This window comes from Paenibacillus tepidiphilus (assembly GCF_008635795.1).
Lineage (GTDB): Bacteria > Bacillota > Bacilli > Paenibacillales > Paenibacillaceae > Paenibacillus_AQ > Paenibacillus_AQ tepidiphilus.
This window is the reverse complement of record NZ_VWRQ01000005.1, coordinates 266408-292955: the sequence shown is the minus strand read 5'-3', so window position 1 is coordinate 292955 and position 26548 is coordinate 266408. Positions and strand designations below refer to the sequence as shown.

The window sequence follows — 26548 nt, the reverse complement described above, 5'->3', positions numbered from 1 at the left end:
GGTGCTAAAGGATTTTGTCAATGAGGTTGATCGCTTTTTCGCAGGTCTGTACTTTGCCGTAAGTGACAAAGGATGTTATTCTAAGACTGCGAGAAACAGATTACACACAAATACAGGATGCAAAGGGTGGAGGACCAGATGGCAAAACAACAAATCGGCGTTATTGGCTTGGCGGTTATGGGCAAGAATTTGGCTCTTAACATCGAGAGCAAAGGCTTTACCGTATCGGTATTTAACCGTTCCCCGGAGAAGACACATGATCTGATTGCCGAAGCGCAAGGTAAGAATCTGGTGGGCACATTTTCCGTGGAGGAGTTCGTGGCATCCCTCGAAGTTCCGCGCAAAATTCTGATCATGGTTCAGGCGGGTAAAGCAACCGACGCAACCATTGAATCGCTGCTGCCGCATCTTGATCAGGGCGACATCATTATCGACGGGGGCAATGCTTACTTCCCTGATACGGTCCGCCGCAGCAAAGAGCTCGAAGAGAAGGGCTTCCGCTTCATCGGCACCGGCGTATCCGGCGGCGAAGAGGGCGCACTGAAGGGACCTTCCATCATGCCTGGGGGCCAGGAAAGCGCATATAAACTGGTTGAACCGATTCTCACAGCCATCTCGGCTAAAGTGAACGATGAACCTTGCTGTACATATATTGGACCTGACGGTGCCGGACACTATGTCAAAATGGTGCATAACGGTATCGAATACGGCGACATGCAGCTGATCTGCGAAGCTTACCAACTGCTTAAAGACGTCGTGGGTCTGGACGAGAAAGAGCTGCATGCAACCTTCTCGGAATGGAACAAAGGCGAACTCGACAGCTATCTGATCGAGATCACCAAGGATATTTTTGCCCAATACGATGAAGAGACCGGCAAACCGATGGTAGACGTGATTCTCGACGCTGCCGGCCAGAAGGGTACCGGTAAATGGACGAGCCAAAGCTCCCTGGACCTTGGTGTGCCGCTGTCCATGATCACTGAGTCTGTGTTCTCCCGCTTCCTGTCGGCCATGAAGGAAGAGCGCGTGGCAGCCAGCAAGGTGCTGAGCGGTCCGGCAGCCGAGCCGTTCCAGGGCGACAAGGCGGAATTCATCGAGAACGTGCGCAAAGCACTGTTCGCCAGCAAAATCGTTTCTTACGCACAGGGCTTCGCGCAGTTGCGCGTAGCATCCGACGAATATAACTGGAACCTGCAATACGGCGAGCTGGCCAAAATCTGGCGCGGCGGCTGCATCATCCGTTCCCGCTTCCTGCAGAACATCACGGATGCTTATACCAGCAATCCGGACCTGAAGAACCTGCTGCTTGATCCGTTCTTCAAGGACATTATGACTTCTTACCAGGACGCTTGGCGCAAAGTGGTGGCCTCTGCGGTTACACGCGGTATCCCGGTACCGGGCTTCTCCAGCGCACTGGCTTACTACGACAGCTACCGTACGGAACGCCTGCCTGCGAACCTGCTTCAGGCTCAGCGTGACTACTTCGGCGCCCACACCTTCAAACGCGTGGACAAAGAAGGCGTGTTCCACCACAACTGGCTGGCTGAGTAAGCAGCGATCTCTATTAATGGACAACGGCCCGAAAGGCTTCCGCTACCGGCGGGGCTTTTGGGCCGTTTTTTTACAATATCTCAAGGAATATAACGGGTACCCGCAGAGAAATTGAAACAACCGCATGCTTATCCACTCTTTGGCGGGGCGTTTTGCAGGGGAGAAGTGCATTGTCTAACCTTTTGCCCCTGTGTTATGATATGACAAATGTTGCGCCCAGGAGGTAGACATGGCATTAAACAATGAAGAACAGGTGCAACCGGATGGGCAGCTGCGGAAGCGAAACATTATTCTCGTTGGAATGATGGCTACGGGCAAATCGACGGTAGGCGCCATGCTTGCGGAAGAACTGGATTATGAGCTGGTGGACCTGGATCATCTGATCGTTCAGGAGGAAGGCCGGAGCATCGCGGAGATTTTTGCCGAAGGCGGCGAGGCGTATTTCCGCAGCATTGAGTCTGCAGCACTGAAGCGTGTGCTGGAAGGCGAAGGCAAGGTGATATCGACCGGCGGAGGGGCGGCGCTGGCTCCCGGCAATGCAGAGCTGATGCTGGCACAGGGGCTCGTCGTGGCGCTGACGGCCACGGAGGATGTTATTGTGGCAAGAACGAGCGGAGATGTAGGACGGCCGCTGCTGGCCGGCAATGCGCGGGAGAAGGTGCGCTCCATTATGGATTCGCGGCGTGATGCCTACTTGTTCGCGCATTGCACGGTGGATACCTCGGAGCTGAATGCAGCCGAAGTCTCGCAGCATATTTTAATGCATTACCGCGGTTGAGCTTTTAAGCGTATTTGCGGATGGATTAGCTGAAGCTGCAGGAGCTGTAGACACAAAGCAGCATAGAGGTATTCCTGAGGCAGCTCTAAGACAGCTCGAAGCAAGTTCCAGGGCAGCTCTGAGGCAGCTCGAAGACAGGTCCAAGGCAACTCCGAGACAGCTCCGAGACAGCTCCGAGACAGTTCAAGACAGCTCTGAGGCAGCTCGAAGACAGTTCCATTGTAGCTCCGAGGCAGCTCAAAAACCTTACTCTTCAGCGCTCTCGTTCCAGGCAATCATGCCGCCGCTAAGGTTGGAGACCTTGAGACCAAACTGCTGCAGATATTCGCAGACGCGCTGGCTGCGGGCGCCGGAGCGGCAGATAAAGACCAGCTCGGAATCGGGCGAAAGCTGACCGGAATGTGCCGGTATTTCCCCCATCGGGATATGCTCTGCACCGTCGATCATTCCGAATGCGACCTCATCGTCTTCGCGCACATCGATCAGGACAAGCTCCTCGCCACTGGCCAGGCGCTCACGCAGCTCCTGCGGCGTCACTTGTGGGATATCGTTCATCGTAGCGGTTCCTCTTTTCTGTGTGAAGAATGTTATTATGATACCATAACTGTGGAATGGCCTGTCAAACGAGGCACTTATACTTATAACTAACCCTACTATAAGGAGAACTGAACCATGGACGTAATCGTTAGGCCTACGCCTGTCCTGCAAGGAGAATTTGGAGCGTTGTCCTCCAAAAACTACACTACCCGCTACCTGCTGGTCGCTGCTTTGTCCGAGGGCGTCAGTACGATTTATCATCCCGCACACAGCGAGGACAGCGATGCTATCCGCCGCTGTATCGCCGACCTTGGAGCGGTGCTGACAGAGGATGAAGAGAAGATTGTCATTCAGGGCTTCGGGCGTAATCCCCGTCATGTCAAAGAGCTGAATGTGGGCAACGCCGGCGCCGTGCTGCGCTTTCTGATGGCGGTGGCTGCCCTGAGTCCAGAAGTGACGTTTGTGAATACTTATCCCGATTCACTCGGCAAGCGGCCGCATGACGACCTCATCGCTGCACTGGGACAGATTGGCGTGGAAGTAGAGCACAACAATGGCAGGCTGCCGATTACGATCCGGGGCGGAGCTCCGAAGGGCGGACGAATTTCGGTGTCCGGAGCTGTCAGCTCCCAGTACCTCAGCGCACTGCTGTTCTTGACCCCGCTGCTTGAGGAAGACAGCGAGATTATTGTGCTGGACGATCTGAAATCCAAGGTGGTTATCGGACAAACGCTGGAGGTGCTGGAGCAGGCCGGCATCGTAGTGCATGCGGCCGATGATTATATGTCCTTCAAAGTGCCGGGCGGCCAATCCTATGCAGCCAAGACTTATACGGTACAGGGCGACTACCCGGGCTCCGCAGCAGTGCTCGCAGCGGCTGCGGTGACGAAATCCGACGTGAAGATCGAACGTCTGGCTGAGCGCAGCAAGCAAGGCGAGCGGGCGATTGTCGACGTGCTGCGGATGATGGAAGTCCCGCTTACGCACCAGAATGATACGGTGCATGTGCAGGGCACCGGCGTACTGAAGGCGGTCGAATTTGACGGCGATGCGGCAACCGATGCTGTACTGGCGATGGTTGCAGCGGCTGTATTTGCCGAAGGAACATCCCGCTTCTATAATGTAGAGAATCTGCGCTACAAGGAATGCGACCGGATCACCGACTATCTGGCCGAGCTGACCCGGGCCGGTGCCAAGGTGGAGGAGCGACGCGATGAGATTATCGTACACGGCCAGCCGGAGGGTGTTGAAGGCGGAGTTACCATCAACGCCCATTACGATCACCGTGTCATTATGGCACTGACTGTGGTGGGCTTACGGGCCCGTCAGCCGCTGCTGATCAAGGATGCACATCATGTTGCGAAATCGTACCCGCAATACTTTGATCATCTGCGTGCGCTTGGCGCCGATGTGGAATGGGTACAATAGATATGTAGAAGCGGCGCGGAGTTTACTAAGAGTGAGCAGGCTGTTCCTGTTCGGGTGCACGAAGCTTTTGCCCAGGAGTGTGCCGCATAGCCCGTATAGCCGCATATTGAAGATGAACTGAAGGGAGCAATCACAATGGGCTTTGAGAACCCCAGCCGGGAGCAAATCGGCGATATTCTCGCATCTGCAGGCAATATCGCCGTCGTAGGCCTATCCGACAAAAGCGACCGCACCTCTTACATGGTTGCTTACGCCATGCAGAGCCGCGGTTACCGCATTATTCCGGTCAATCCGACGGTAGATGGAGAGATTTTGGGTGAGAAGTGCTATCATACACTGGCTGAAATCCCAGAACCGGTGGATATCGTAAATGTGTTCCGCCGCAGCGAATACTGTGCAGAGGTAGCCCAGGAGGCCGCTGACATCGGCGCGCGTGTGCTCTGGCTGCAGCAGGGCATCATCAATCAGGAGGCGGCCGATATCGCCGCCCGCCACGGCATGGTTGCGATCATGGACCGCTGCATCAAGGTTGAAGAAGCAATCACGATGCATGGGCGGAGCCGGGGATAGCACCCTGCGACCGTAGTTGCATTAGTTTGTTGCAAGGGCATGCTACCGGTTTGATCATTGGCTGCGCGGAGCTTATGCCTCGTCAGGTATTATTGCTGCAGGTCCAGTGGCCCGGAAAAAGTTCCATGGGCATGAATTAGGCCAACGTGGCCGATTTAAGCCGTATATTTTAACTCCCGGGTCTGCTATAATTTAGCTAGACGAAGAACGTCCTTATCCGCTTTTGCGGGCTAAGGGCGTTTTTTTATTTTGCGGGAGGGATTGAAGATGGGCTTTGAGGAGTCGCACCATTTGTTTATCGAGCGGCATTCCGGCTTGCGGACGGGCGAACGGAAAGGGAGGCTGCTGCGCGGGCATCAGTATGCGGAAAGACTCTTTTTGCAAAATGTATGGTGGCCGTTGTTCGAATCGCTGGACCATCTGCATCCGGAATACGAGGTGTATGACTGGAACCGTAAATCGCAGTTTCTGGACTTCGCCTTTCTGCCACCGAACGGAGTACGGTTTGGCATGGAGTGCGACGGATACCAGAGTCATGTTAAGGACATGGACCGGGAAAAATTCAGTTATGCGCTGAACCGCGACACGTTTCTGACCGGGATGGGGTGGGGGATGCTGCATTTCTCCTTTGATGACATCCAGCAGCGTCCCGAGGTGTGCATGATGCTCCTGCAGATGGCGTTGGCGCCTTATTTGGCCGGTAGGCCCGCCGTGATTGAACTCGGCGCTGAAGAAAAGGATGTGCTCCGCCTGGCTTGGCAGCTTGGTACGCCGATCCGGCCGAAGGATGTGACTGAACAGCTCCGGATGAATTTTCGTACTGCGCGGAAGTTGCTGGATTCGCTCTGTTCGAAAAGTCTGATGCAGCCAGTGGGCAAGGGGGAGAGGACGCGCTATTATGAAGTGAAGGCGATGCGCCAGGGGCAAATCTGGTGATTTCAACTGGTAAGCTTATGAACGTAAATGTACGGCGAAAGCGGTGGAACACATGTTCATTGGGAGCAGAGTGCAAGAAGAGCTGTAACTAGTAAGAGGAGAAGGGTGTATGAAAATTTGTAACTAACAAGAGGAGAAGAGTGCATAAAAATTTGTAACTAACAAAAGGAGAAGAGTGCATAAAAATCTGCAATGACAAGGATAACTGCATTTCGTACAACTATTTGTTACGTATGCACCAATCTTTGAGGAATAGATGTATTTTGTGCAACTAAAATCAGCATATTGAATTCAAACTGCTAAAAATCAAGAAAATAGTTGTACAAAATACAACTATAGCCAGGAAAAAGCCTGTATAGATGGATATAGTTGTACAAAATACAATTATCAGCAGCGGTTAGCGAGGTCATTAATAGCAATCGGTGCTGCTGGCCTTCCGCAATTGGAGCTGCTGGCCTTCGGCAATTGGAGTTGTTGGCCTCCCGCAATTGGAGCTGTTGGCCTTCAGCAATCGGGCTATTGGCCTTCCGCATTTGCTGAAGGCCTTCCGCAATTGGAGCTGCTGGCCTTCGGCAATTGGAGTTGTTGGCCTTCGGCAATTGAAGTTGTTGGCCTCCCTCAATTGGAGCTGTTGGCCTTCAGCAATCGGGCTATTGGCCTTCCGCATTTGCTGAAGGCCTTCGGCAATCCATGCTGTTGCCCTTCTTGAACACTCTTATGCACTCGCGGGTTCATTGCCGCTGATGACTCCCGAAAGGCAGATTAACCGCAGAGCCGGTATACAAGAAATAAAGTTCACATCAATCCGTCAAACGTGGTATTCTAAGTGTTGCGTAATCTTTTGACAAAAGCCTTAGTAGCGCTTACGATTCAGTATAGAAGAAAGGAGAGGGTCATCTTGAATTGGCTCGGATCGTTGCAGCAGCTGGGCAGAGCGATCATGCTTCCCACCATGGTGCTTCCGGCGGCGGCCATATTGCTGAGTTTGGGCAGTCTGCCGTGGTCGGCGTGGGGACTTTCTTCGGTGGCGGAAGTGGCTACATACGCGGGGCAGGGGATTTTTTATTTCATGCCTTATTTGTTTGCGGTCGGCGTGGCGTGGGGACTGTCGAATCAGGCCGGACCGGCCGGGCTGGCGGCGCTGGCGGGAATGTTCACTTATGACCGGATCGTTACCCATATGGGTACAGGCGAGCTGCAGCCCGCGACGATGATCGGCGTGATCCTTGGTATCATTGCCGGTGTGGCGCATAACCGCTTTAAGAATATCAAGCTGCCGGAAGCGATTCAGTTCTTTGGCGGATCGCGTTTTGTGCTGCTGTTTATGGGCTTGTTCTCGGCCCTTTTCGCTTGGGCGATGCTGGGCATTTCACCTTACTTACAGCGGGGGCTGGAGTCACTGTTCCAGGGCATCGAAATGACCGGCGGCTTCGGTGTGTTTATGTTCGGGGTGCTGAACCGGGTACTTACCGCCTTCGGTCTTCATCATATTCTAAATAATGTGGTCTGGTTTCAGCTTGGCAATTTCACTACACCTGACGGCAGCGCCGTAATCCAGGGGGATTTGCCGCGCTTCTTCAGCGGAGACCCGACAGCGGGCGTGTTCATGGCGGGGCTGTATCCGGTGATGATGTTTGCTTTGCCGGCCATTGCATTTGCAATTATCCAGGAAGCACGGGAGGATCTCAAGCCGCAAATCCGCAAAACCTTCGTGCGCGCCGCCGCCGTCTGCTTTCTGACCGGGGTATCGGAGCAAATCGAGTTTGCGTTCCTGTTCGCATCTCCTTATTTATTCGCACTGCATGTGGTAATGTCAGGTCTGGGAATGCTGCTGACATACTCACTGGGGATTCATCATGGCTTCTCCTATTCGGCGGGAGCCATCGATTTCATTCTCAATCTGCATTTATCCCAGCGGGCCTGGCTGCTGATCCCCATCGGCATCGGCTATTTCATTCTGTACTACAATGTCTTCCGCTGGGCGATACGCCGGTTCCAGATTCCGACCCCGGGACGCGAAGAAGGCTCGGAGCTGGGCGACTGGGCGGGCAATATTCCGTATCAGGCACCACTTATTCTGGAGGCGCTGGGCGGCAAGGAGAACATTGTGCAGGTGCAGGCTTGTATTACACGTCTAAGATTAACGGTGCACAACGACCGATATATAGATACTGGAGCTTTGAAGAGTCTGGGCTCCGCAGGCATCATCAAGCTGGGCGGCGGCAATGTGCAGGTCGTCTTCGGCACGTATTCCGAGCTGATCCGCGAAGAGATTAACAAGCTTCTGCTGCGGGATCTGCCGCAGGTGCTGTTCAGCGCCCCGATGCAGGGGCGGATGATGCCGATCGAGGAGGTGCCGGATCATATATTTGCCGCCAAGCTGGTGGGGGACGGTGTGGCCTTTTTCCCGGAAAAAGGCGAGCTGGTCTCGCCGGTGTTCGGCAAGGTGATGCATGTGTATCCCACCATGCACGCCGTGGGCATCTCAACACCGGAAGGTCTGGAGGTACTGATGCATATCGGTATCGATACCTCCCAGCTCAAAGGGCCGTTTGAAGCGTTGGTCCAGGAAGGCGACAGTGTGGAGCCGGGACAATTGCTGGTACGGTTTGACATCGGATATCTTCGCGAACATGCGGCTTCGCTGGCGACGCCTATGGTGATCACCAACCCGGACCGGGTGAAATCCTGGAGCTACGGGCCATTTAAAAATGTGAAAAAGGGGCAGTCGTCGGTTATGTCCGTAGTATTACACGAAAGTAATGTTGGAGGGATTGACGCATGATACAAGGCATAGGCGCAGCAGCGGGTGTAGCCATCGGGAAGGCCTTTGTCCTGCCAAACTGGGAATGGAGCATGCCGGAGACACAGATTAACCCGGTCGATCTGGCCAAGGAGTTCGAGCGGCTGTACGAGGGGGTCCGTACCTCCAAGGATGAGATTGAATTTATCAAACGCGAATTCCGTGAGGTGGTCGGTCCGGAGGAATCGAGCATTTTCGACGCTCATTTGGCGATCCTGGATGATCCTGTATTCATGAGTGAAATTCGCGGTATCATTGAACGCCAATATAAGGCTGCAGAGGTGGCCGTTAAGGAAGCCATCGACCATTTTGTCGCCATGTTCGACCTGCTCGATGATGAATATATGAAGGAGCGGGCGGCCGATATCAAGGATGTCGGCAACCGTCTGCTGAAGCATTTGCTGGGTGCGCCGGAAGTGACCCTGCCATCCGATACTAAGCCTTACATTCTGGTAGCCAAAGAACTGTCGCCGTCACAGCTGGCCCACCTCAATCCGGTGTATGTGCTCGGGATCGTTACCATGATGGGCGGCAAGACCTCGCATTCCTCCATCATGGCCCGGGCTCTGGGCATTCCGCTGGTAGCGGGACTGGAGAGCAAGCTGACCACGCCGATTCAGACCGGCGACTTTCTCGTGATCGACGGGGACAGCGGAGTGGTCCAGCTTCATCCCGACGAGGCCACGGTGCAGGAATTTGCCGCCATCCGCGACAAGCAGCAGCGGAAGAAGGAACAGCTGGAGCTGCTTGCTACTGTGGAGGCCATCACCAAAGACGGCGCACAGCTGCGGCTGGCCGGCAACATCAGCTCCGTGAAAGAGCTGGATCTGGCCTTGAAATACGGAGCCGAAGGCGTAGGGCTGTTCCGGACAGAGTTTCTCTACATGGACCGGCATTCGTTCCCTACGGAAGAAGAACAATTTGAGGTCTATAAGCAGGTGGCGGAGCGGGTTCAGCAGAACACGGTCGTCATTCGTACGCTCGATATCGGCGGAGACAAGCATCTGGATTATTTCCAGCTTTCCGAGGAGCAGAACCCGTTTCTGGGCTACCGGGCCATCCGGATCAGTCTCGATCAGAAGGATTTGTTTAAGACACAGCTGAGAGCCATTGTACGGGCCGCCCACTACGGAAAAGTCAAAATCATGTTCCCGATGATCTCCTCTATTGAAGAGGTACAGGCGGCAAAAGCGGTGCTCGAAGAGGTAAAGGCAGAGCTTGAAGCGGAAGGCGTTCCGTACGACAAGGACATTCCGGTAGGGATCATGATCGAGGTGCCGGCAGCTGTAATGATCGCTGACCTGCTCGCGGAAGAAGTGGATTTCTTCAGTATCGGTACGAATGATCTGGTCCAATACGTACTTGCAGTGGACCGGATGAACGAGCAAATTGCCCATCTGTATCATCCGTATCATCCATCTGTGCTGCGTATGATCAAGATGACCGTTGATGCTGCCCGCCGCGGTGGGATCGACATCAGCATTTGCGGCGAAATGGCTGCGGATGAACGCTCTCTGCCGCTGTGGCTGGAGCTGGGCATCCGCGACCTCAGCATGTCGCCGCAGGCGCTGCTCCGGGTCAAGCACCGTATATTGAATACCCTCGCTTCCGAAGCGAAAGAAACCGGCAAGCTCTGCTTCGGGCACCGGACCAGCCTGCAGACAGAGGAACTGCTTAGCTCTTTTGCCAAACGCAGCAGCATCACGCTGGCTGCGGGCGTTGAACCACAGAAGAAGCAGTCCTGAGGGATAGCAGACTAGAGATATTCAGGACAACCCTGATAACAACGGATAATCCGGCGCTGGCGCCGGATTTTTTGTGTTCCGGCGGAAGAACGGTGAAGGTGCGCTTAAAAAACAAAACCGTTTCCAGCCTTGCGGAGTCATTATATACAGAAGCATTGAAACAACTCAGATATGCTGGCAGGAGGAGCTTGTACAGAGGGGAGCAGGAGAATGGAAAATTTGCTGGAGGGGCAATGGGCGCAGCTTAATGAAGAAGAAGCCGGGCCCTTTATCGAGCGGGTAGCCAGCCAGAAACGGATCATGTATGGCATTGCCTACAGTTATTTGCGCAATGAGAATGATGCGCTGGAAATGCTGCAGGAGGCGACTTACCGGGCATGGATCAAGCGTAAGAGCCTGAAGGACACTGAGCGGTTTGCCCCCTGGGTGACACGGATTCTTATTAATTGCTGCAAGGATGAACTGAAACGCAGAAAGCAACTGGTCTCTGCTGAACCGCAATCAAGGGAGAACGCGCTGGTGGAGATGACCAGCGACCGCAAACTGGACATGCAGCGGGCTCTGGACAGAGTGAAGCCAAAGTACCGGCAGGTGCTTGTGCTTAAGTATTATCAGGATCTTACGCTGACAGAAATTGCTGCAGTGCTCGGCAAGCCGGAGGGCACCGTCAAAACCTGGCTGAACAAAGGATTAAAGCAATTGCGTGCCCAAATGAAAGGAGGATTCAGCGATGACGGTCAATGAAGAAACGCTGCTCAGAGAGTATTTTCAGACGGTATCGGCGCAGGCGGGTGAGGTGTCTGAAGCCAAGCTGAATGCGGCAATAACAGGCGGAGTCCGCAAGGTCCGCAGACAGAGGCTGCTGCCGCGGTACAAATGGACGGTAGCTTTAGCTGCGGCATTGGCGGCAGTTATCTTTCTTCTGCCGTTCATCCCACAAACCGGTGAACCCTCCCGGCAGACGGAAGCCCGGAATGCAGTCTCGAATGCGGCGGCTTATCTCGGTCTGACGGGAACAGGAGGAAGCTATGATAATGTACACACGACGGTTGTTTCGGCCTTGGAAGCCGGGTTGCTGAAGCCGGTGGAAGGGGCAGTGATAGAGAAGGACGGCTTTACCTTCGAAATCGAACGGATCGCTGCGGACCGCAAAGGAATGCTTGTACTATATTCGCTATACAACAGAAGCGGCGAAAAGGTGGAGGTTGCAAGCTTAAATGTGACCGACAAGGACGGCAAACCGCTTATATATTCTGCAGGCTCTACGCCGCAAACGGCGGGTGCAGGTACTACCCGCTTTTACAGCCAAATTCTATGGGACGGAGATTATACTGCGCTTCCAGATACGTTGTATGCGAAGATTTCGGTCTCAGACATCGATCCCCATCTCCTCGTTCCTTCGTCCGATGCTACGGAGCTGACGCTTCCTTTAACGCTGGACAAAGCGGATATGGCTAAGACAGGTAAAGAGGTGCAATTGAACAAAAACTTTAGCATAGCGGACCAGCAAATAATCCTCGAGAACGCATATATCTCCACAACCGGTGTCTATCTGACCGTTGATTATGACTCCGGCAATACCAAAGAGATATTCGGTCTGCTCGGCCCGCAATTAATGCAGGGGAGCAATTCGGAATATGTGGGTTACGGTGTAAGACAAACGATGATGTCTGACGGCAGGCTAACGTATGTATTTCCGGTAGATAACACCTCGAGTGCACCGCTGAAGCTGAGAATCACCGGAATTGTGGCTCTTGATAAGACGGAGACCCAACTGATTGTCGATACCGAACAGAAACAGATCATCAAGGCACCGGATAACCGGCTTAAGTTCTCAGCGCAGTCATCCCGTGAAAGAATGGTGCTCGACTTTGAATTGAAGGGAACGGATAGAGCGACGAACGGCTACACCGTTATGCAGATCGCTAATCAATTCGTGGACGGCCAAGGGCAAAAGCATATGCTTCAGAATTCGGTTTGGGCCGACCTAGAGTTCAGGGAAGCAACTGCTACTGGAGAGAATCCAGCATATAGATATTCCTACGAACTGGGCTCTGCCGGTTTGCCGCAGCCTCTGACCTTTACACTGCTTAGCTATCCGAATGCAATTAAAGAGCGGGTGGAGGTAGAGATCACCAAGTAATGTCCCTATCAAAAAAGCCCCGCCGTCGGCGGGGCTTAAATGGTTTACTCACCGGCCAGCGCGTCGCAGAACGCCTTGCCGTAGGGCGGCAGGTCAGGCGGACGCCGGGCGGAAATGATGTGGCCGTCGGTGACGACCGGCTCATCCTTCCAGATGGCGCCTGCGTTCTCCATATCGTCGCGGATGCCTGGTGTGGATGTGACGGTGACGCCCTGCAATATTTTGGCGGAGATCAACACCCAGCCGGCGTGGCAGATTTGCCCGATCGGCTTGCGGGCGGCATTGAAGTCCTGGATCAGCTGTAGCACCGCGCCGTACCGCCGGATCTTGTCCGGAGCCCAGCCGCCAGGCACGAGAATTCCGTCATAATCTTTAGCCTGAAGCTCATCCCAGGAGAAGTCGGCCACAGCGGGAACGCCGTATTTGCCGACATAGGTCTTTCCCTTCTCCAGTCCTGCCAAGTGGACTTCGGCACCCTCTTCCCGGACGCGGTATACGGGATACCATAGCTCCAGATCCTCAAATTCATCGTCAACCAGTGCAATGACTTTTTTACCGGATAGTCTCATTCTAAGCAGCTCCTTTCGTGTGCATGTTCCTGTCCATTCTAGCAAATCCGGCCGATGAAATCATCTCGCGCTTTGTAAACCCTAGCACTTCTTCCAAATAAATCATTATATGCAAATGGGAAGGGTTTTGATGGAGGGAGGTCGAATATAGCTTAGGAAGAAGGAATACTGCAAGTCTATTATTAAGTCCGAGGAGCCCAAGCGATGTACAATGACAAATTAGCGAAGAAGGTATGCGGCTGCGGCGGTACGATGACTATACATATGCACACCCTTATTTACAGCGCCAAAATCAAAATCACTCATGTTCCGGTCTATACTTGCGATGTATGCGCCCGTTATGAACCGCTGCCTTATATCAAGAAGGACCTGGTGTCTTTCCTGGAAGAGTTGAATGCAAGCTCCGCAAGAGGCAAGCATGTTTCTTTCGCCGAACGAAATGAATGGGCTTGTGTGCTGAAGGAGACCATGGCTGCGGGGATGTTCCCGGGGGGCGTGATGGAGCTTGAAGAAGCAATCCAAATATCGGTCCAGGGAAGAATTGACCTGCTGCTGGATTTGTACCGTGTGGCGGCGGAGATGGATGATCACAGCTGGATGGAAGAGACGGAAAGACGCTTGTCCCAGTTAACCATACATACGCCTGAAAACGCGAACCATGGTGAAAAAAGGAAAATCGAAGGCTGAAAAGCCGCTATTCCGTGAAAGATTACGCGATTCGCATATTTTTTCTGCAAAAACATTGAAAATATTTCAGTAGACATTGGATTTTTCATAAACTTTTTGTTAGGATAGAACTAAGTAAGTATATTGATGCAATGGGTTTAGAGAGTTTAGCTCATATTAGCGGAATTTGCGCCTTTTGAAAGAAATTTGAAAGGAAAATGAAGCGTTATCATTGCACAATTGTACAAAGTGTCGTATCATAATTTTAATTAGTTGAACGATAAAATTTATCGCAATGGAGAGAGTAATTTGACGGTAACCATTTACGATGTAGCTAGAGAAGCAGGCGTGTCCATGGCGACGGTATCGCGGGTTGTGAACAATAACCCCAATGTGAAACCGCAGACCCGGAAGAAGGTATTTGAAGCAATCGAACGTTTGGGCTATCGTCCAAATGCTGTAGCGAGAGGTCTCGCCAGCAAGAAAACGACAACCGTCGGGGTTGTCATTCCCGATATCTCCAACTCGATTTTTGCGGAAATTGCCCGCGGGATTGAAGATATCGCCAATATGTATCACTACAACATTATTTTGTGTAATGCGGATAAACGTAAAGAGAAGGAAATCCGTGTCATTAACACACTGCTGGAGAAGCAGGTGGACGGGCTGCTGTTCATGGGCGGGACCGTGACTGAGGAGCATATTCAAGCGTTCCAGACTTCCGCAGTGCCGATTGTTCTTTGCGCCACGCGTGATGAGCAAGGTAATTATCCGTCGGTGGATATCGATCATGAAGCGGCGGCTTATGACGCCGTGAATACACTGATCCGCCATGGTCACCGCGAGATTGCCATGATTAGCGGTACGCTGCAGGACCCGGCCAATGGCTATGCCCGGTTCCAGGGTTACAAGAAGGCGCTGGAGAATGCCGGTATCGAATATCAGGAGGACCTGGTGCGCATCGGGAATTACCGTTACGAATCCGGTGTAGAAGCCATGAAGTACTTCCTGGGTCTCAAGAAGAAGCCGACGGCCATATTTGCCGCAACCGATGAAATGGCGATTGGCGCCATCCACAGCATTCAGGATGAAGGCCTTAAGGTTCCCGATGATTTCTCAATTATCAGCGTGGACAACATTCGGATGGCCTCGATGGTACGGCCGCTGCTCACCACAGTCGCCCAGCCGATGTATGATCTTGGTGCAGTGGCAATGCGTCTGTTGACCAAATTGATGAAGAAGGAAACGGTGGACAACCCGCGCGTCATCCTGCCGCATGAGACGATTCTGCGTCTGTCGGTCAATCACGTGAATCAGTAAGGGAAACACATACTGAATAGTTCAGACATAATAAAGCTCCTTTATGGAGCTTTTTATGTTGCAGTTTGCAGCAGAGACATACATAGGCTTGCCCTACGGGGGCTGGCAGTACGAAAGAAAATGGACGGAGGTACATAATGAATCAGCCTATCGGCATTATCGGAGCAATGGATGAGGAAATTGCGCTGCTGCTTGAGCGAATGGTTGACCGTGACTGCAAGGTGAAAGCCGGCATTACTTACTATACAGGTGCGCTTCTCGGCAAACCGGTCGTACTATGCAAGTCTGGCGTAGGTAAGGTCAATGCAGCTGTAACGACACAGATCCTGCTGGACACTTTCGGAGTATCACGCATTCTGTTCACCGGAGTGGCCGGAGCGCTTCATCCGGGTCTGGACATTGGCGATATCGTCATTTCTGCGAGCTGCATTCAGCATGATATGGATGTCACGCCGCTCGGATACGCCAGGGGGGTCATCCCGTATCAGGAGACTTCTGTTTTCGGCGCGGACCCTGGGCTGGTAGAGCTTGCCGAAGCGGCTTGCCGGGCGCTTGGTGTCCGCTATATCACCGGGATTGTCTTATCCGGTGATCAGTTTATCGCCAGCGGCGAGGCGGTCGCCCGTCTCCGGGAGGAGCTGGACGGGGCGTGTGCGGAGATGGAGGGTGCGGCGGTGGGCCAGGTCTGCTTCATGAACAGCACTCCGTTTGTCATTATCCGTTCCATGTCCGATAAAGCCGATGGATCGGCGCATCAGAATTACCGTGAATTTACCGAAACGGCTGCCCGCAATTCCTGCGCGATTCTGGAGCATATGCTGACTGCCATGTAGCACCAATCTGGTTAAACGAAAAGACACCGTTCCCGGAAACCCTGGAACGGTGTCTTTTGTATGTCTGCGCCAGCCGGTCTAGCTAGCTTTACGCTTAAGGCGCGTTGCCCGCTGCATTGCCGGCAGCGTTGCCTGCTGCATTGCCGGCCCCGGGATTACCAGCCTCACTGGCCCCGTCTGTGCTGCCCGGCGGTTCAATAATAATCATGCCGGGATCCTCCGTTCCTTCCGGCGGAAGACCGCCCTCCGGTGTCGGCTCCAGCCCGGGATCGATTTCCGGAGTCGGAGTGATCTCCGGTGTGGCTGCCACACCGCCGGCCACGCTCACCGACGCTGTCTCATGTCCGGCCACATCGACGGCCGTGACATAGAAGGTGGCGTTGACGCTCTGCGGTGTCCCCGGAGTAAACACGGTAGATTCGCCCACGGAGCGGACCGATTGCTTCTGGAAGGCACCTCCGTTCAGCGAACGGTATAGACGGTAGCCCACCACATCAGCGGAGTCGCTCGGGGTGAAGCTGATGACGGCTTTGCCGGTGCTATAGGAGACGCTCACGCCTCCCGGAGGAGCGGGAGCCGTCCCGTCATCAACCCGCGGATCTACCTCGGTCGGGAAGTCGGATTTGGCATCGGCAGGCATGTAATACTCCAGCGATTCATGATCCTTCATCCCCTCAAAAGCGGCCAGAAGCTCTTTCACAAGCTCTTGAATCGGCTTTTCACGTTTGACCACGATCTTCTCCTTCAGGAAATCCTCCGGTGTTCCTTCCAGCGGAAGGTAGTTGACCGAGTTGTAAGTGATGTATTTGGCTTTGGATATGCCATCATCACTGTCTGTCGGCACATATTTGACATTGAACAGATCTGTGGTAAATTTATCGGTCAGCTCGGTCGGCAGCTTGCCGCTGTAAGCGGAGACCGTCTTCTTGACAATGCCCTCCGGCTGCGGGAATTCCTTGGTGGCAAACAGCTCCGGCTGCTTATCGATCACGGCGTTCATGACCTTGGTCCACAGCGTCTGGGCCTGCCGTTTCTGCTTATCGCCCTCAAGCGTATTGATTTGCTCTTTATAGCCAACCCACATGCCGAGTGTGATATCCGGCGTGTAGCCCATGAACCAGACATCCCCGTAATTCTGCGTGGAGCCCGTCTTGCCGACAATCGGCACCTCTTTGAAATGCTCGTAGTTGCTCTTGACGGTAGAGGCCGTTCCCTCAGTGATTACCGTCCGCAGCATATCGGTCATCAGATAAGCGGTTTGCTCGGAGAATACCTGCTCCGGACTCACCTTATGCTGATAAATGATTTTACCCTGGGCATCAACGATTTTCTCAATCATGTAAGCATCGTTGAAAGCGCCCTGGTTACCGATAGCGGAATAGGCATTGGTCAATTCCTCAACAGATACACCATACCGCAATCCGCCGATGACGCCGGTCTGGGCATGGTAGTCGTCTTCCTGAAGGGTGTTGATCCCCAGTTTCTTGGAGAAGGCCCAGGCATCCTCGATGCCAACCTTGTCGTTAAACAGCTTCAGCGCCGGCAGGTTAAGCGATTTATTCAGCGCATAACGGGCTGTGACCAGTCCCTGATAACGGTTATTGGCATTCTTCGGAATATGGAAGCCTTTGGTGCCGTCCTTCAGAATGACCGGTGCGTCGTCTAGAATGCTTGCCGGCTGGATCAGTCCGGCATCGAGCGCCGGCAGATATGCAGCAATCGGCTTCATTGTGGAGCCTGGCTGGCGAATCATCTGCGTGGCATAGTTCATCTGTTCAATATTAAAGTCGCGGCCTTCAATCATTCCAAGGATCGCGCCAGTTTTGTTGTCGATCATCATGCCTGCGGTTTGTTCAATGCCTTTGGTCTTGCTGTCTTTGGTGAAATTGTCGCTGTCATCGGATACGCTGTGCATGGCGTTATAGACCTTCTTGTCTATCGTCGTGTACACGCGATAGCCGCCGGTCATCAACTGCTGGCGTGCTTCCTCCAGAAGTACGGCGTTGTCGGCAGCGGAAGCAGCGTCATTGCTGCCGTCGGTGACCTGCTTGATCGACAGCAGGATTTCCGCAGCCTTACGTTCGGTTTCCAGCATCAGATAGGGGTATGTAGCGTAAGCCTTTTTGGTGTGCGGCGCGAGTGACCCCTTGATATCGAACAGCAGGGCGTCGTCGTACTGCGAGATGGTGATTTTGTTCTCCTCCAGCATACGGCGGAGGACGAGCCGCTGGCGTTCAAGCGCACGGTTAAAAGCGGTCTCATTGAATTCCCCGACACCATTGAAAGCGGAGTAAGCGGAAGGGAGCTGCGGAAGACCGGCCAGATAAGCAGCCTGGGCCACATTCAGTTTGTCCAGATCATCCAGCCCGAAGATGCCTTTGGCAGCGGCCTTGATGCCGAACACGTTATAGCCGTTCGAGCCGTTGCCGAACGGAACTTTGTTCAAATAAGCTGTAATGATTTCGTTCTTGGAGACAAACCGCTCCAGGCGGAGTGCCAGCAGGATTTCCTTCACTTTGCGGTCTTCCGTACGGTCCAGATTCAGAAAGACGCGTCTGGCCAGCTGCTGGGTCAGCGTGCTGCCGCCGGTCTGCACGGATTCATTCAGGAGCCGCTGCTTCACGGCGCGCAGGGTGCCGGTGAAATCGACGCCGTTATGCTGGTAGAAATCATTGTCCTCTATGGCGAGGACGGCATCAATGACAAGCTGCGGTATATCATCAAATGCGATTATTCTGCGGTCCTCTTCGGTTCTAAGCTGGCCGATCGGCTGCCCGTCGCGGAAGTAGGCGAAGCCGGTAATGGCGTTCTGGCCGATTTGCTGCTGAATGGTTTCTTCAGAGCGCACAGGCTCATCCTTCACGATGGAAGCCACATAGCCGGCAAATGCTCCTCCGGCAAACAAAAGGCCAATAATACCAAGTATAAACATCCACTTGACGACAGAACCGAACCTCCGGAGCCAGGATCTGCGTGGGGGACGCTGTTTTGCGGTTTTCTTTTTGTTTTCCTCAACCATCGACGATAATCCTCCTTTTAACGGAACTATTATAGCACAATTTGCTGCTTTTGAATGCGCTTCTGCGGTACCGGAAGCAGAAAGTGGGGCGAATAGGCTCAAGGAGGAGCATTCTTTAGCGGGACTTATCGGCAATCATGCTGCAGCTGCGCTGGAAAAGGGCCCGGACAGCAAAAAGCCCCCGGATAAATCCGGGGGCTTTCAGTTCGCCGGTAAGGCAAATCTTAACGGTTGTAGAATTCGACGATTTGCTTCTCGTCGATGTCCTGGGAGAGCTCAGCGCGCTCTGGCAAACGGATGTATTTGCCTTCGAAAGCAGCGTCAGCATATTCCAGGTAAGCCGGCAGATGAGTGCGGCCTTCCAGAGCTTCCTTGATGGATTTCATCGAACGGCTTCTTTCGCGCAGGCCGATAACATCGCCTACACTTACACGGTAAGAAGCGATATCGACTTTCTTGCCGTTAACAGTTACGTGTCCATGGGATACCAGCTGACGCGCGCCGGCGCGGGAGTTGGCGAAGCCCAGACGATACACGAGGTTGTCCAGACGGCTTTCAAGCAGGAACATGAAGTTCTCGCCCGCAATACCTTGCAGCTTCTGTGCTTTGGAGAACAGTGTGCGGAATTGCTTCTCGCCCAAACCGTACATATGGCGCAGCTTCTGCTTCTCAAGCAACTGCATACCGTAGTTGCTTACCTTGCGGCGTTGGTTAGCGCCATGCTGTCCCGGAGGGAAAGGGCGTTTCAAGTCTTTGCCTGTACCGCTAAGGGAAATGCCCAGACGGCGGCTGAGTTTAAATTTAGGTCCGGTGTAACGTGCCATGTTATAGTAGACTCCTTTAAATTGAAATTTCATTTGAGGGCTCTATTTGCGCCGCTAATCGTATCCGTGAAAGCATTCTGTGGTTTCACACCGTCAGGGGAGTTCAGCCGCTGCCCTGGCAGTAACGAGAAGCGTGAGGGTGACACAACGTTACGCCCAATAAAGACTTGTTACAGTCTTGTTCAACAATAAATATTATATGAAAATGAATGCTAAAGTCAAGCAACTCTTTAGATAGATTTTTGTCAATCCTTGTCGTTAGTACTTTGGTCCTAAAAAAAATCGTGCTTTTGCGGAAAATATAATGCAATGTATGGGGAAAGGGAGTAAAATGTAGCTAATTGGATACAGTCGGAATCTTTAATACGGATGCAAAGGGGATCCTCTTTATGTCAGATCAGGAAGCGCGTGATCAAGAATATTTTCGTGCGCTGTTGCAGGGTGCCGTGAGATCAAGCGGAGAACATTATGATCCCGCCGCTTGGTTAAAGGAAACGGATATCGTCTCCCACGACTTTCCTTACGCCGCCGAGCTTATTGCAGAAAGTTTCAGTGAATGGCGCGCTGAGTCTGCCCCGCAATATGCGAAGCATTGGGATTGGTGTGTGCTGAGTCATGAGCTCAAATGGATCGGGCCTTCCCCTCAAGCCGGACATGCCGGGGAACACAAGGAACCGTATGTGCAGAGTAAATGGCAGGAATATGCGGCCATCAGCCTGGACTCAGGCGAAATTTACGCCGCGCAGGAGCGGGTGAATGGCCAGCAGTTGTATCTGATGACGTTTCCCCTGCGTACCCGCAAGGCTGGGGAAATCTTTGCATTGCTCTGCTGTGCGATGCCTGCTGTGCAATACGAACAGGGCGGATGGCATACGGCGGAGGCGATGGCCAAACACTTTCCGGTCTGCTTCTACCGTAACTTTGAGCATCTGTTCGTAGCCGATTTGGCCCGGATCCACCAGCATGCAGAGCGTGAGAGCAACCGCCGCTCACTACTCTTTCAGATTGTGCAGCGCATGCATGACAATATTGATGTTAACGCCGTACTGGCCGAGGTCATCGACAGTCTTTCAGCCATGTATCCGGATGCGGTGCTGGAGCTGTTCATGTCCCAGGATCACCGCAGTACGCATCCGCAGGTCAAACCGCTCCAGCTCCGCCTGGGGAGTGAGGATGTCTGTGCGAAAGCGTTCAAGGACGGGCAGGTAACGCTGAATGCCGGGCGCGAGGATAGTGAGGTTGTCGAGATCGGTCTGCCGCTTGGCGGCAAGCAGGGCGTGTACGGAGTCTTTCATATGGTACTGGACAAGCCCGCCTTCCCTGAAGTGGATTTACGCTTCCTGTCCATGGTAGCCGATACAGCGGGAACCGCTTTTGAGAACGCCAAGCTCTTTGAACGCTCCAATCAGCTGATCCGCGAGCTGCGGATGAGCAACGAATTGACGCAGCGGCTTAACCAGAGCCTGCGGCTCGGCGATATCTTCCAGTACGCCTTTGAAGAGCTGCTGGAGATGTTCGGCGCCGATTACTGCTGCATCCTTCATATGAATGAAGAGAAGGGCGGCCTGGAGGTGATCGCCTGCAACCACCTTCCGCTTGTCGGCGAAATTATCAACAGCACCGAAGGCATCAGCGGCAAGATCTATACTACGGGAGAGGCGATTATACTCTCGGATTTCGCCGGAATGCCCGGTGCGAAATCACGGCTGATGGAAGCCACCCGATCCCAGTCGTTGATTGCCGTTCCGCTGAATGTGGGGGGCGTGGTGCGGGGAACGATTATGCTGGCTCACCAGGAACCGCATTTCTTCACCTATGACAGCTTCAGGCTGCTGCAGGCGATGGCGGGGCATATCGGCCTGGCGGTAGGCAATGCCCGCCTGCATGCCGAAGTGCGCTATCTGGCGAACAGGGACAGCCTGACGGGACTGTATGCCCGCCACTATCTGGACGAGGAAATTAAGGAACGGATGACCGCGGATTTCTGCGGCTCATTGATTGTGGTCGATATTGACCAGTTCAAGACGGTTAACGATACATACGGCCATCAAAGAGGCGACAAAATTCTCAAGCAGGTCAGTGAAATTATCAAGTCCTCCATCCGCCAGGGCGATATTGCCGCCCGGTGGGGCGGCGAAGAGCTGGCGGTTTATCTGCCGCAGCTCGGCGTACAGCAGGCGGTCAATGTCGCCGAACGGATCCGCAAGCGGGTCATGGGTGAGACAGAGCCCAGGGTTACGGTGTCCTGCGGCGTGGCGGAGTGGAGCTGGATCGACGAACGCGTAAGTGTGGAGTCGCTGTTCTACCGGGCCGACATGGCGCTTTACGGTGCGAAGAACAACGGGCGTAACCAGGTGGTCATCGACAGCAAAATGACGGAAGGATTGTCCAAGAGTCCCCGGGCTTAGCCCGGGACTCTTTTTTTGTTGCCCCAAAGCAGGTGAACACAACCTTAATGAAGACTCCTCTGGATACGGCAACGGGTATACGGATAACCTAAAGAAAGCTATGCGACCATATTGCTCGGGAAGGGCTTGAATACGATGAAAATAAGAATAAAGACTAAGCGGACTTTATTGCACGCCCGAAAGGCATTCCTCCTGCTGAATGCCTGCTGCCTGCTATGTGCAGGCTGCACCTCGGAAGGCTCGCAGAAGCCGGCAGCGGAAGCGCTGAGCCTGGTGCTGGCCGGCATGGACGGCAGCGACGGCGTGTCCTTCGAAGGGGCAGCTGCACTTCTCTTGGACGGCAAGCTGCTTAAGGAGTCGGCCTTAACCTACGGCGGCAGCGTTGAAGATCATAATAAGGTAAGCTTATATACGTTGCTTCCGGATAAGGAAGGGCAGACAGCGGCGGCCGTTGATGAGCAGAAGAGGCTCCGGACCTCGCAAACGGCCGGAGCGTATGCTGCGCGACTGGCCAGAACATCCGGCGGCTGGACTCAGCTGGGCGAATCCGCTACGGGGGAATTGAACCCGCTGCCGGGGCTCAATCCGCTGCGCCAGCTGGAGGAGCTGGAGAAGCTCGACAAGCAGACCGTAACCGAGGAAGGACGCGCGGCCCGGGGGACCCGGCTGCTGCGGATCGAGCTTACTCCGGAGGCGGCCAAATCGCAGCTGGCCTCCGCGCTGGAACGCGATATGCAGGCGGTGCGTCCGGAAGCCTCGATCAGCGGTGGCGCGGCCTTAAGCGGTGAGGAGCAGGCGGAGCTGACAGCATTCTGGGAGCAGAAAGAGCAGGAGCTGCGCGATAAGCTGGCACAGGCGGAGATTACATCGGTCTATTCTCTGCAGGTGGACTCCAAACGTAACCGGCCCAAGAAGCTGTCCTGGACTCGTAAGGTCAGCTTGCCCGCTTCAATAGGGCAGGGAGCCGAAGAAGTATATGTCTCAGAGGTGGAGTTTTACGGATACCGGTAAGCCCGGCCTGCGGCGGAAAGCTTGCGCTTGCTTGACGTCGTGCTACAATAGAACGGAATGTCATTTTTATAGCATGAGGAAGGAAGCGAGAAAGCAATGAAGGATCCCAGAATTCAGAAGCTGGCGGAGAATCTTGTCGGATACTCCGTCAATGTACAGCCCGGCGAGAACGTGCTGGTGGAAATGATCGGCACCGAACGAGATTTGCTTAAGGCCGTAGTGGAAGAGGTCGGCAAAGCGGGAGGCAATGCGTTCGTACAGCTGACAGACCGCACCGTTCTGCGCAGCATGCTGAAATATGCCACTAAAGAGAGCCTGCAAATCTGGGCCGATATCGACCTGAGCCGCATGAAACAGATGGACGGTTACATCGGTATCCGGGCCGGCGAGAATATCAATGACCTGGCCGACGTGCCGGAAGAGAATATGAAGCTGTATAACTCCATCTATTCACATGCGGTACATAGCGAGCAGCGCGTAAAGCATACGAAATGGGTCGTGCTGCGCTACCCGAATGCCAGCATGGCACAGCTGGCCAATACGACCACGGAAGCTTTTGAAGACTTCTATTTCGAAGTGTGCAATCTGGATTACGCCAAAATGGACAAAGCGCAGGATGCACTGGCCGATCTGATGCGCCGCACCGACAAGGTCCGGCTGGCCGGTCCGGGTACTGATCTCAGCTTCTCGATTAAAGGAATCGGCGCGGAGAAATGCTCCGGCCAGCGCAATATTCCCGATGGTGAAGTGTACAGTGCGCCGGTACGTGATTCCGTCAATGGCACCATTAGCTACAATGCGGCTACGGTGTACAACGGCATTACCTTCGAGAATGTTAAATTCACCTTCGAAAAGGGTAAAATTATTGAGGCGTCCAGCAACGACAGCGCCCGCCTGAACGAGATTTTGAACTCCGACGAAGGAGCGCGTTATATCGGTGAGTTTGCCATCGGCTTTAATCCTTACATTCTGCATCCGATGAAGGATATTCTGTTCGACGAGAAAATCGCCGGCAGCCTGCACTTCACCCCGGGTCAAGCGTACGAGGTGACGGACAACGGCAACCGCTCCTCTATCCACTGGGATCTCGTGCTGATTCAGCGTCCGGAATACGGCGGCGGAGAGATCTATTTCGACGATGTGCTGATCCGTAAAGACGGAATCTTTGTCCTTCCCGAACTGGAAGGTCTGAACCCGGAAAATCTGAAATAACCTGTAATAACAAGAAAATACCTTGCGCGAGTAAGCGGATTCAATGTATCATGGTATTGATTACAAGACCTTGTTCCATATCAAGTTGCGGAGGGATTCTTATGTCCAGTAACAATGCGGCAATCGTGGAAATTGCCCAGACGGCAAGCAAATTCAATTCGTCCATCGTTCTTCAAGCGGACAACAAGTACATTGATGTTAAGAGTATCCTCGGCTTGTTCACTACGCTGGTTTCCAGCCAAAGCTATGAACTGCATGTTCACGGATCTGATGCGGAAGAAGCCAAGAAAGCCATGAGCGAAGTGTTCGCCAAGCACAATCTGAATTTTACAGTGGTTGCTGAGTAAAGAATAATTGAATGGCCAGAAGACGTCCTGCCCTGCGGCAGGGCGTCTTTGCTGTAACTCATAAGAGTGTATAGATGGTACGCTATAAATCCTGCTTTATCCCGGACAGCATCGCTGTTCCTTCCAAGGAGAGGCTGTTCCAAACACAATTCTTGTATTGGACCCCGATTTCGACTAATATTAAAGAAATGGCAAACCGCAGCAGTAACTTTTGGACATGGGGGGGAATATGCATGACTTCATCAGATTTGCAGGAACAGCTGAATCTCAAAGCAATCACTCTTCTACAAGAAGATGCCAATAAAATTCAGAAGCTCATTGAAGTGCAGATGGAGAATTTGGCTACGCGTTACTGTCCTCTCTATGAGGAAGTGCTCGATACCCAAATGTACGGCTTCTCCAAGGAAGTGGATTTCGCGGTCAGAGCCGGACTTGTGCCGGAGCTTACGGGCAAGCTGCTTCTGAGCGAGCTGGAACGCAATTTGGCTGTGCTGTATGAGGCATTGAACCAGAAGGCGGAAGAACGCGGGGTATAGGCCTGTCATACTCCGATCATACAAAACGCACATGAACTCCCGGCAGACCGGCTGGAGTCACATGTGCGTTTTTGGTTTGTTTATCCTGATGCCTTGTCTATACCAGGAAGAACGACACGCCGAGGATCACATATACGGCGAGCAGGAGCAGGCCTTCATACCAGTTGGTAGAGCCGTCCTGCGTGATAGACTTGGCGATAAACACCGAGACGGCGATGGCGACTATTTCAATGATCGTGAAGACAATGTCCATCGTGTTGTTGCTGTTTAGGAAAAAGCTTGAAAATACGAGTACGGGCGCTACAAACAGCGCAATCTGCAGACTGCTGCCGACCGCGATTTCCACAGCGGCGCCGATCTTGTTCTTCATCGCCAGCATGATAGCGGCGCTGTGTTCAGCAGCATTGCCGATAATCGCCACCAGGAACGCGCCGACGAACAGCTCGCTGAATCCAAAGCGCTCAGTAAGGGTCTCCAGCGTGCCGACCAGCCATTCGCTGACGAAGGCGACCATGACTGTAGCCAGTACCAGATAGAGAATCGACTTGCGCTTGGACCAGACGGGCGGATGCTCATTGGGCAGCTCTTCTTGACCGTCTTCGGTCACATCGGCCAGGAACTTCTTGTGGGTAATCATCGAGAAGATCAGCCACGCGATGTACGAGACGATCAGCACACCGGCGACCACCAGGCTCAGCGTCTTGGTATCGCTGTCCGTAATGGAGTGGGTGTTGAAGAACATGGCCGGCACGAACAGGGCGATGACGGCCACAATCATCAGCGAGCCGTTCATTCCGGCCAAGGTTACATTGAAGTTCTGCGTCTTGAACTTCAGCCCCCCGGCGAAGATGCTGAGCCCGAGCACGAGCAGCAGGTTGCCGATGATCGAGCCGGTGAGGCTCGCCTTGACCATGTCGAACAGGCCCTCCTTCACCAGGAAGAAGGCGATAATCAGTTCTGCGGCGTTGCCGAAGGTGGCGTTCAGGAAGCCGCCGAGCCGTTGTCCGGCGTAATGGGCCACGCTTTCGGTCGCCCGTCCGAGAAAGCCGGCGACGAAAATGACGGCAACCGCGGAGACGACAAACTGAAGCGTGTGATCCCAGTCCGCGTAGTGTCCGATGGCGCTGAGGAGAAACGTAATGATCATCAGCGCAGGTGAAATCCATTTTTTCAAATCCGACACCCTCCAGTCTCATTATATGTAAGTTGTTAAATCCATAATTCACTATACCCAAATCAATCCTTAGTGTAAACGAGTTTGACAAAGCGATGGATGTATTTGCTTTTTAACCCGCTTTCGAATTACAATAAT

General features: G+C 53.5%; 22 protein-coding genes. 17 read left to right on the top strand and 5 right to left on the bottom strand.

Features of this window, described 5'->3' with window-relative positions; genetic code table 11:
* Positions 1-138 precede the first annotated feature (138 nt).
* Positions 139-1551 (top strand): NADP-dependent phosphogluconate dehydrogenase, encoded by a 1413-nt coding sequence (gene gndA, locus F1379_RS09020; RefSeq protein ID WP_150268650.1) that lies wholly within the window; start codon positions 139-141, stop codon positions 1549-1551.
* Between the two features lie 229 nt (positions 1552-1780).
* Positions 1781-2329, top strand: a complete 549-nt coding sequence (locus tag F1379_RS09015) for a shikimate kinase (RefSeq protein ID WP_150268648.1) — start codon at positions 1781-1783, stop codon at positions 2327-2329.
* A gap of 246 nt (positions 2330-2575) precedes the next feature.
* Here the strand turns inward: F1379_RS09015 and F1379_RS09010 are convergent, their stop codons facing one another.
* Positions 2576-2884, bottom strand: a complete 309-nt coding sequence (locus F1379_RS09010) for a rhodanese-like domain-containing protein (RefSeq protein ID WP_150268646.1) — start codon at positions 2882-2884, stop codon at positions 2576-2578.
* Between the two features lie 117 nt (positions 2885-3001).
* Between F1379_RS09010 and aroA the strand changes: the two genes are divergently transcribed.
* The 7 genes from aroA to F1379_RS08975 all read left to right on the top strand — a co-directional run bounded on the left by aroA (position 3002) and on the right by F1379_RS08975 (position 12491).
* The gene (gene aroA, locus F1379_RS09005) at positions 3002-4294 is read left to right on the top strand and encodes a 3-phosphoshikimate 1-carboxyvinyltransferase (protein WP_150268644.1); all 1293 of its coding nucleotides are present in this window, start codon (positions 3002-3004) and stop codon (positions 4292-4294) included.
* 135 nt (positions 4295-4429) lie between these two features.
* Positions 4430-4864 carry a CoA-binding protein gene (locus tag F1379_RS09000; RefSeq protein WP_150268642.1) on the top strand — a complete coding sequence of 145 codons (435 nt, stop codon included), beginning with the start codon at positions 4430-4432 and terminating at the stop codon, positions 4862-4864.
* Between the two features lie 267 nt (positions 4865-5131).
* A complete protein-coding gene (locus tag F1379_RS08995; RefSeq protein ID WP_150268640.1) occupies positions 5132-5800 on the top strand; it encodes a PDDEXK family nuclease in 669 nt (222 codons plus the stop codon).
* Between the two features lie 898 nt (positions 5801-6698).
* Positions 6699-8585, top strand: coding sequence for a glucose PTS transporter subunit IIA (locus F1379_RS08990; RefSeq protein WP_150268638.1), 1887 nt, complete (start codon positions 6699-6701; stop codon positions 8583-8585).
* The gene (gene ptsP / locus F1379_RS08985; protein WP_150268636.1) at positions 8582-10348 is read left to right on the top strand and encodes a phosphoenolpyruvate--protein phosphotransferase; all 1767 of its coding nucleotides are present in this window, start codon (positions 8582-8584) and stop codon (positions 10346-10348) included. Before F1379_RS08990 ends, ptsP begins: the two co-directional genes overlap by 4 nt.
* 210 nt (positions 10349-10558) lie before the next feature.
* Positions 10559-11092 (top strand): sigma-70 family RNA polymerase sigma factor, encoded by a 534-nt coding sequence (locus F1379_RS08980; protein WP_150268634.1) that lies wholly within the window; start codon positions 10559-10561, stop codon positions 11090-11092.
* Positions 11079-12491 carry a hypothetical protein gene (locus tag F1379_RS08975; protein WP_150268632.1) on the top strand — a complete coding sequence of 471 codons (1413 nt, stop codon included), beginning with the start codon at positions 11079-11081 and terminating at the stop codon, positions 12489-12491. The genes F1379_RS08980 and F1379_RS08975 overlap by 14 nt, the downstream gene beginning before the upstream one ends.
* 44 nt (positions 12492-12535) lie before the next feature.
* Here the strand turns inward: F1379_RS08975 and F1379_RS08970 are convergent, their stop codons facing one another.
* Positions 12536-13060 carry a type 1 glutamine amidotransferase domain-containing protein gene (locus F1379_RS08970; protein ID WP_150268630.1) on the bottom strand — a complete coding sequence of 175 codons (525 nt, stop codon included), beginning with the start codon at positions 13058-13060 and terminating at the stop codon, positions 12536-12538.
* 204 nt (positions 13061-13264) lie between these two features.
* Here F1379_RS08970 and F1379_RS08965 point away from each other — a divergent pair, with 204 nt between their 5' ends.
* The 3 genes from F1379_RS08965 to F1379_RS08955 all read left to right on the top strand — a co-directional run bounded on the left by F1379_RS08965 (position 13265) and on the right by F1379_RS08955 (position 15879).
* Entirely contained in the window at positions 13265-13747 is a 483-nt protein-coding gene (locus F1379_RS08965) for a hypothetical protein (protein WP_150268627.1), read from the top strand.
* A gap of 288 nt (positions 13748-14035) precedes the next feature.
* Complete coding sequence (ccpA, locus tag F1379_RS08960) at positions 14036-15046, top strand: catabolite control protein A (RefSeq protein ID WP_150268625.1); 1011 nt, start codon at positions 14036-14038, stop codon at positions 15044-15046.
* A 137-nt stretch (positions 15047-15183) separates the two neighbouring features.
* Entirely contained in the window at positions 15184-15879 is a 696-nt protein-coding gene (locus F1379_RS08955; protein ID WP_150268623.1) for a 5'-methylthioadenosine/adenosylhomocysteine nucleosidase, read from the top strand.
* Between the two features lie 94 nt (positions 15880-15973).
* On the opposite strand, the gene F1379_RS08950 is transcribed toward F1379_RS08955, so the two are convergent.
* Complete coding sequence (locus tag F1379_RS08950; RefSeq protein ID WP_150268620.1) at positions 15974-18898, bottom strand: transglycosylase domain-containing protein; 2925 nt, start codon at positions 18896-18898, stop codon at positions 15974-15976.
* A 224-nt stretch (positions 18899-19122) separates the two neighbouring features.
* Complete coding sequence (gene rpsD / locus F1379_RS08945; RefSeq protein WP_150268618.1) at positions 19123-19722, bottom strand: 30S ribosomal protein S4; 600 nt, start codon at positions 19720-19722, stop codon at positions 19123-19125.
* A gap of 389 nt (positions 19723-20111) precedes the next feature.
* Here rpsD and F1379_RS08940 point away from each other — a divergent pair, with 389 nt between their 5' ends.
* The 5 genes from F1379_RS08940 (at position 20112) to F1379_RS08920 (ending at position 25236) form a co-directional block, all read left to right on the top strand.
* Positions 20112-22130 (top strand): sensor domain-containing diguanylate cyclase, encoded by a 2019-nt coding sequence (locus tag F1379_RS08940; RefSeq protein ID WP_150268616.1) that lies wholly within the window; start codon positions 20112-20114, stop codon positions 22128-22130.
* 135 nt (positions 22131-22265) lie between these two features.
* Complete coding sequence (locus F1379_RS08935; protein ID WP_150268614.1) at positions 22266-23141, top strand: hypothetical protein; 876 nt, start codon at positions 22266-22268, stop codon at positions 23139-23141.
* A 96-nt stretch (positions 23142-23237) separates the two neighbouring features.
* On the top strand, positions 23238-24353 hold the full coding sequence (locus F1379_RS08930) for an aminopeptidase (RefSeq protein ID WP_150268612.1): 1116 nt from the start codon (positions 23238-23240) through the stop codon (positions 24351-24353).
* A 101-nt stretch (positions 24354-24454) separates the two neighbouring features.
* On the top strand, positions 24455-24700 hold the full coding sequence (locus tag F1379_RS08925; protein ID WP_150268610.1) for an HPr family phosphocarrier protein: 246 nt from the start codon (positions 24455-24457) through the stop codon (positions 24698-24700).
* 233 nt (positions 24701-24933) lie between these two features.
* A complete protein-coding gene (locus F1379_RS08920; RefSeq protein WP_150268607.1) occupies positions 24934-25236 on the top strand; it encodes an Fpa/YlaN family protein in 303 nt (100 codons plus the stop codon).
* A 97-nt stretch (positions 25237-25333) separates the two neighbouring features.
* On the opposite strand, the gene cax is transcribed toward F1379_RS08920, so the two are convergent.
* Positions 25334-26410 (bottom strand): calcium/proton exchanger, encoded by a 1077-nt coding sequence (cax, locus tag F1379_RS08915; RefSeq protein ID WP_150268605.1) that lies wholly within the window; start codon positions 26408-26410, stop codon positions 25334-25336.
* Positions 26411-26548: the final 138 nt, after the last annotated feature.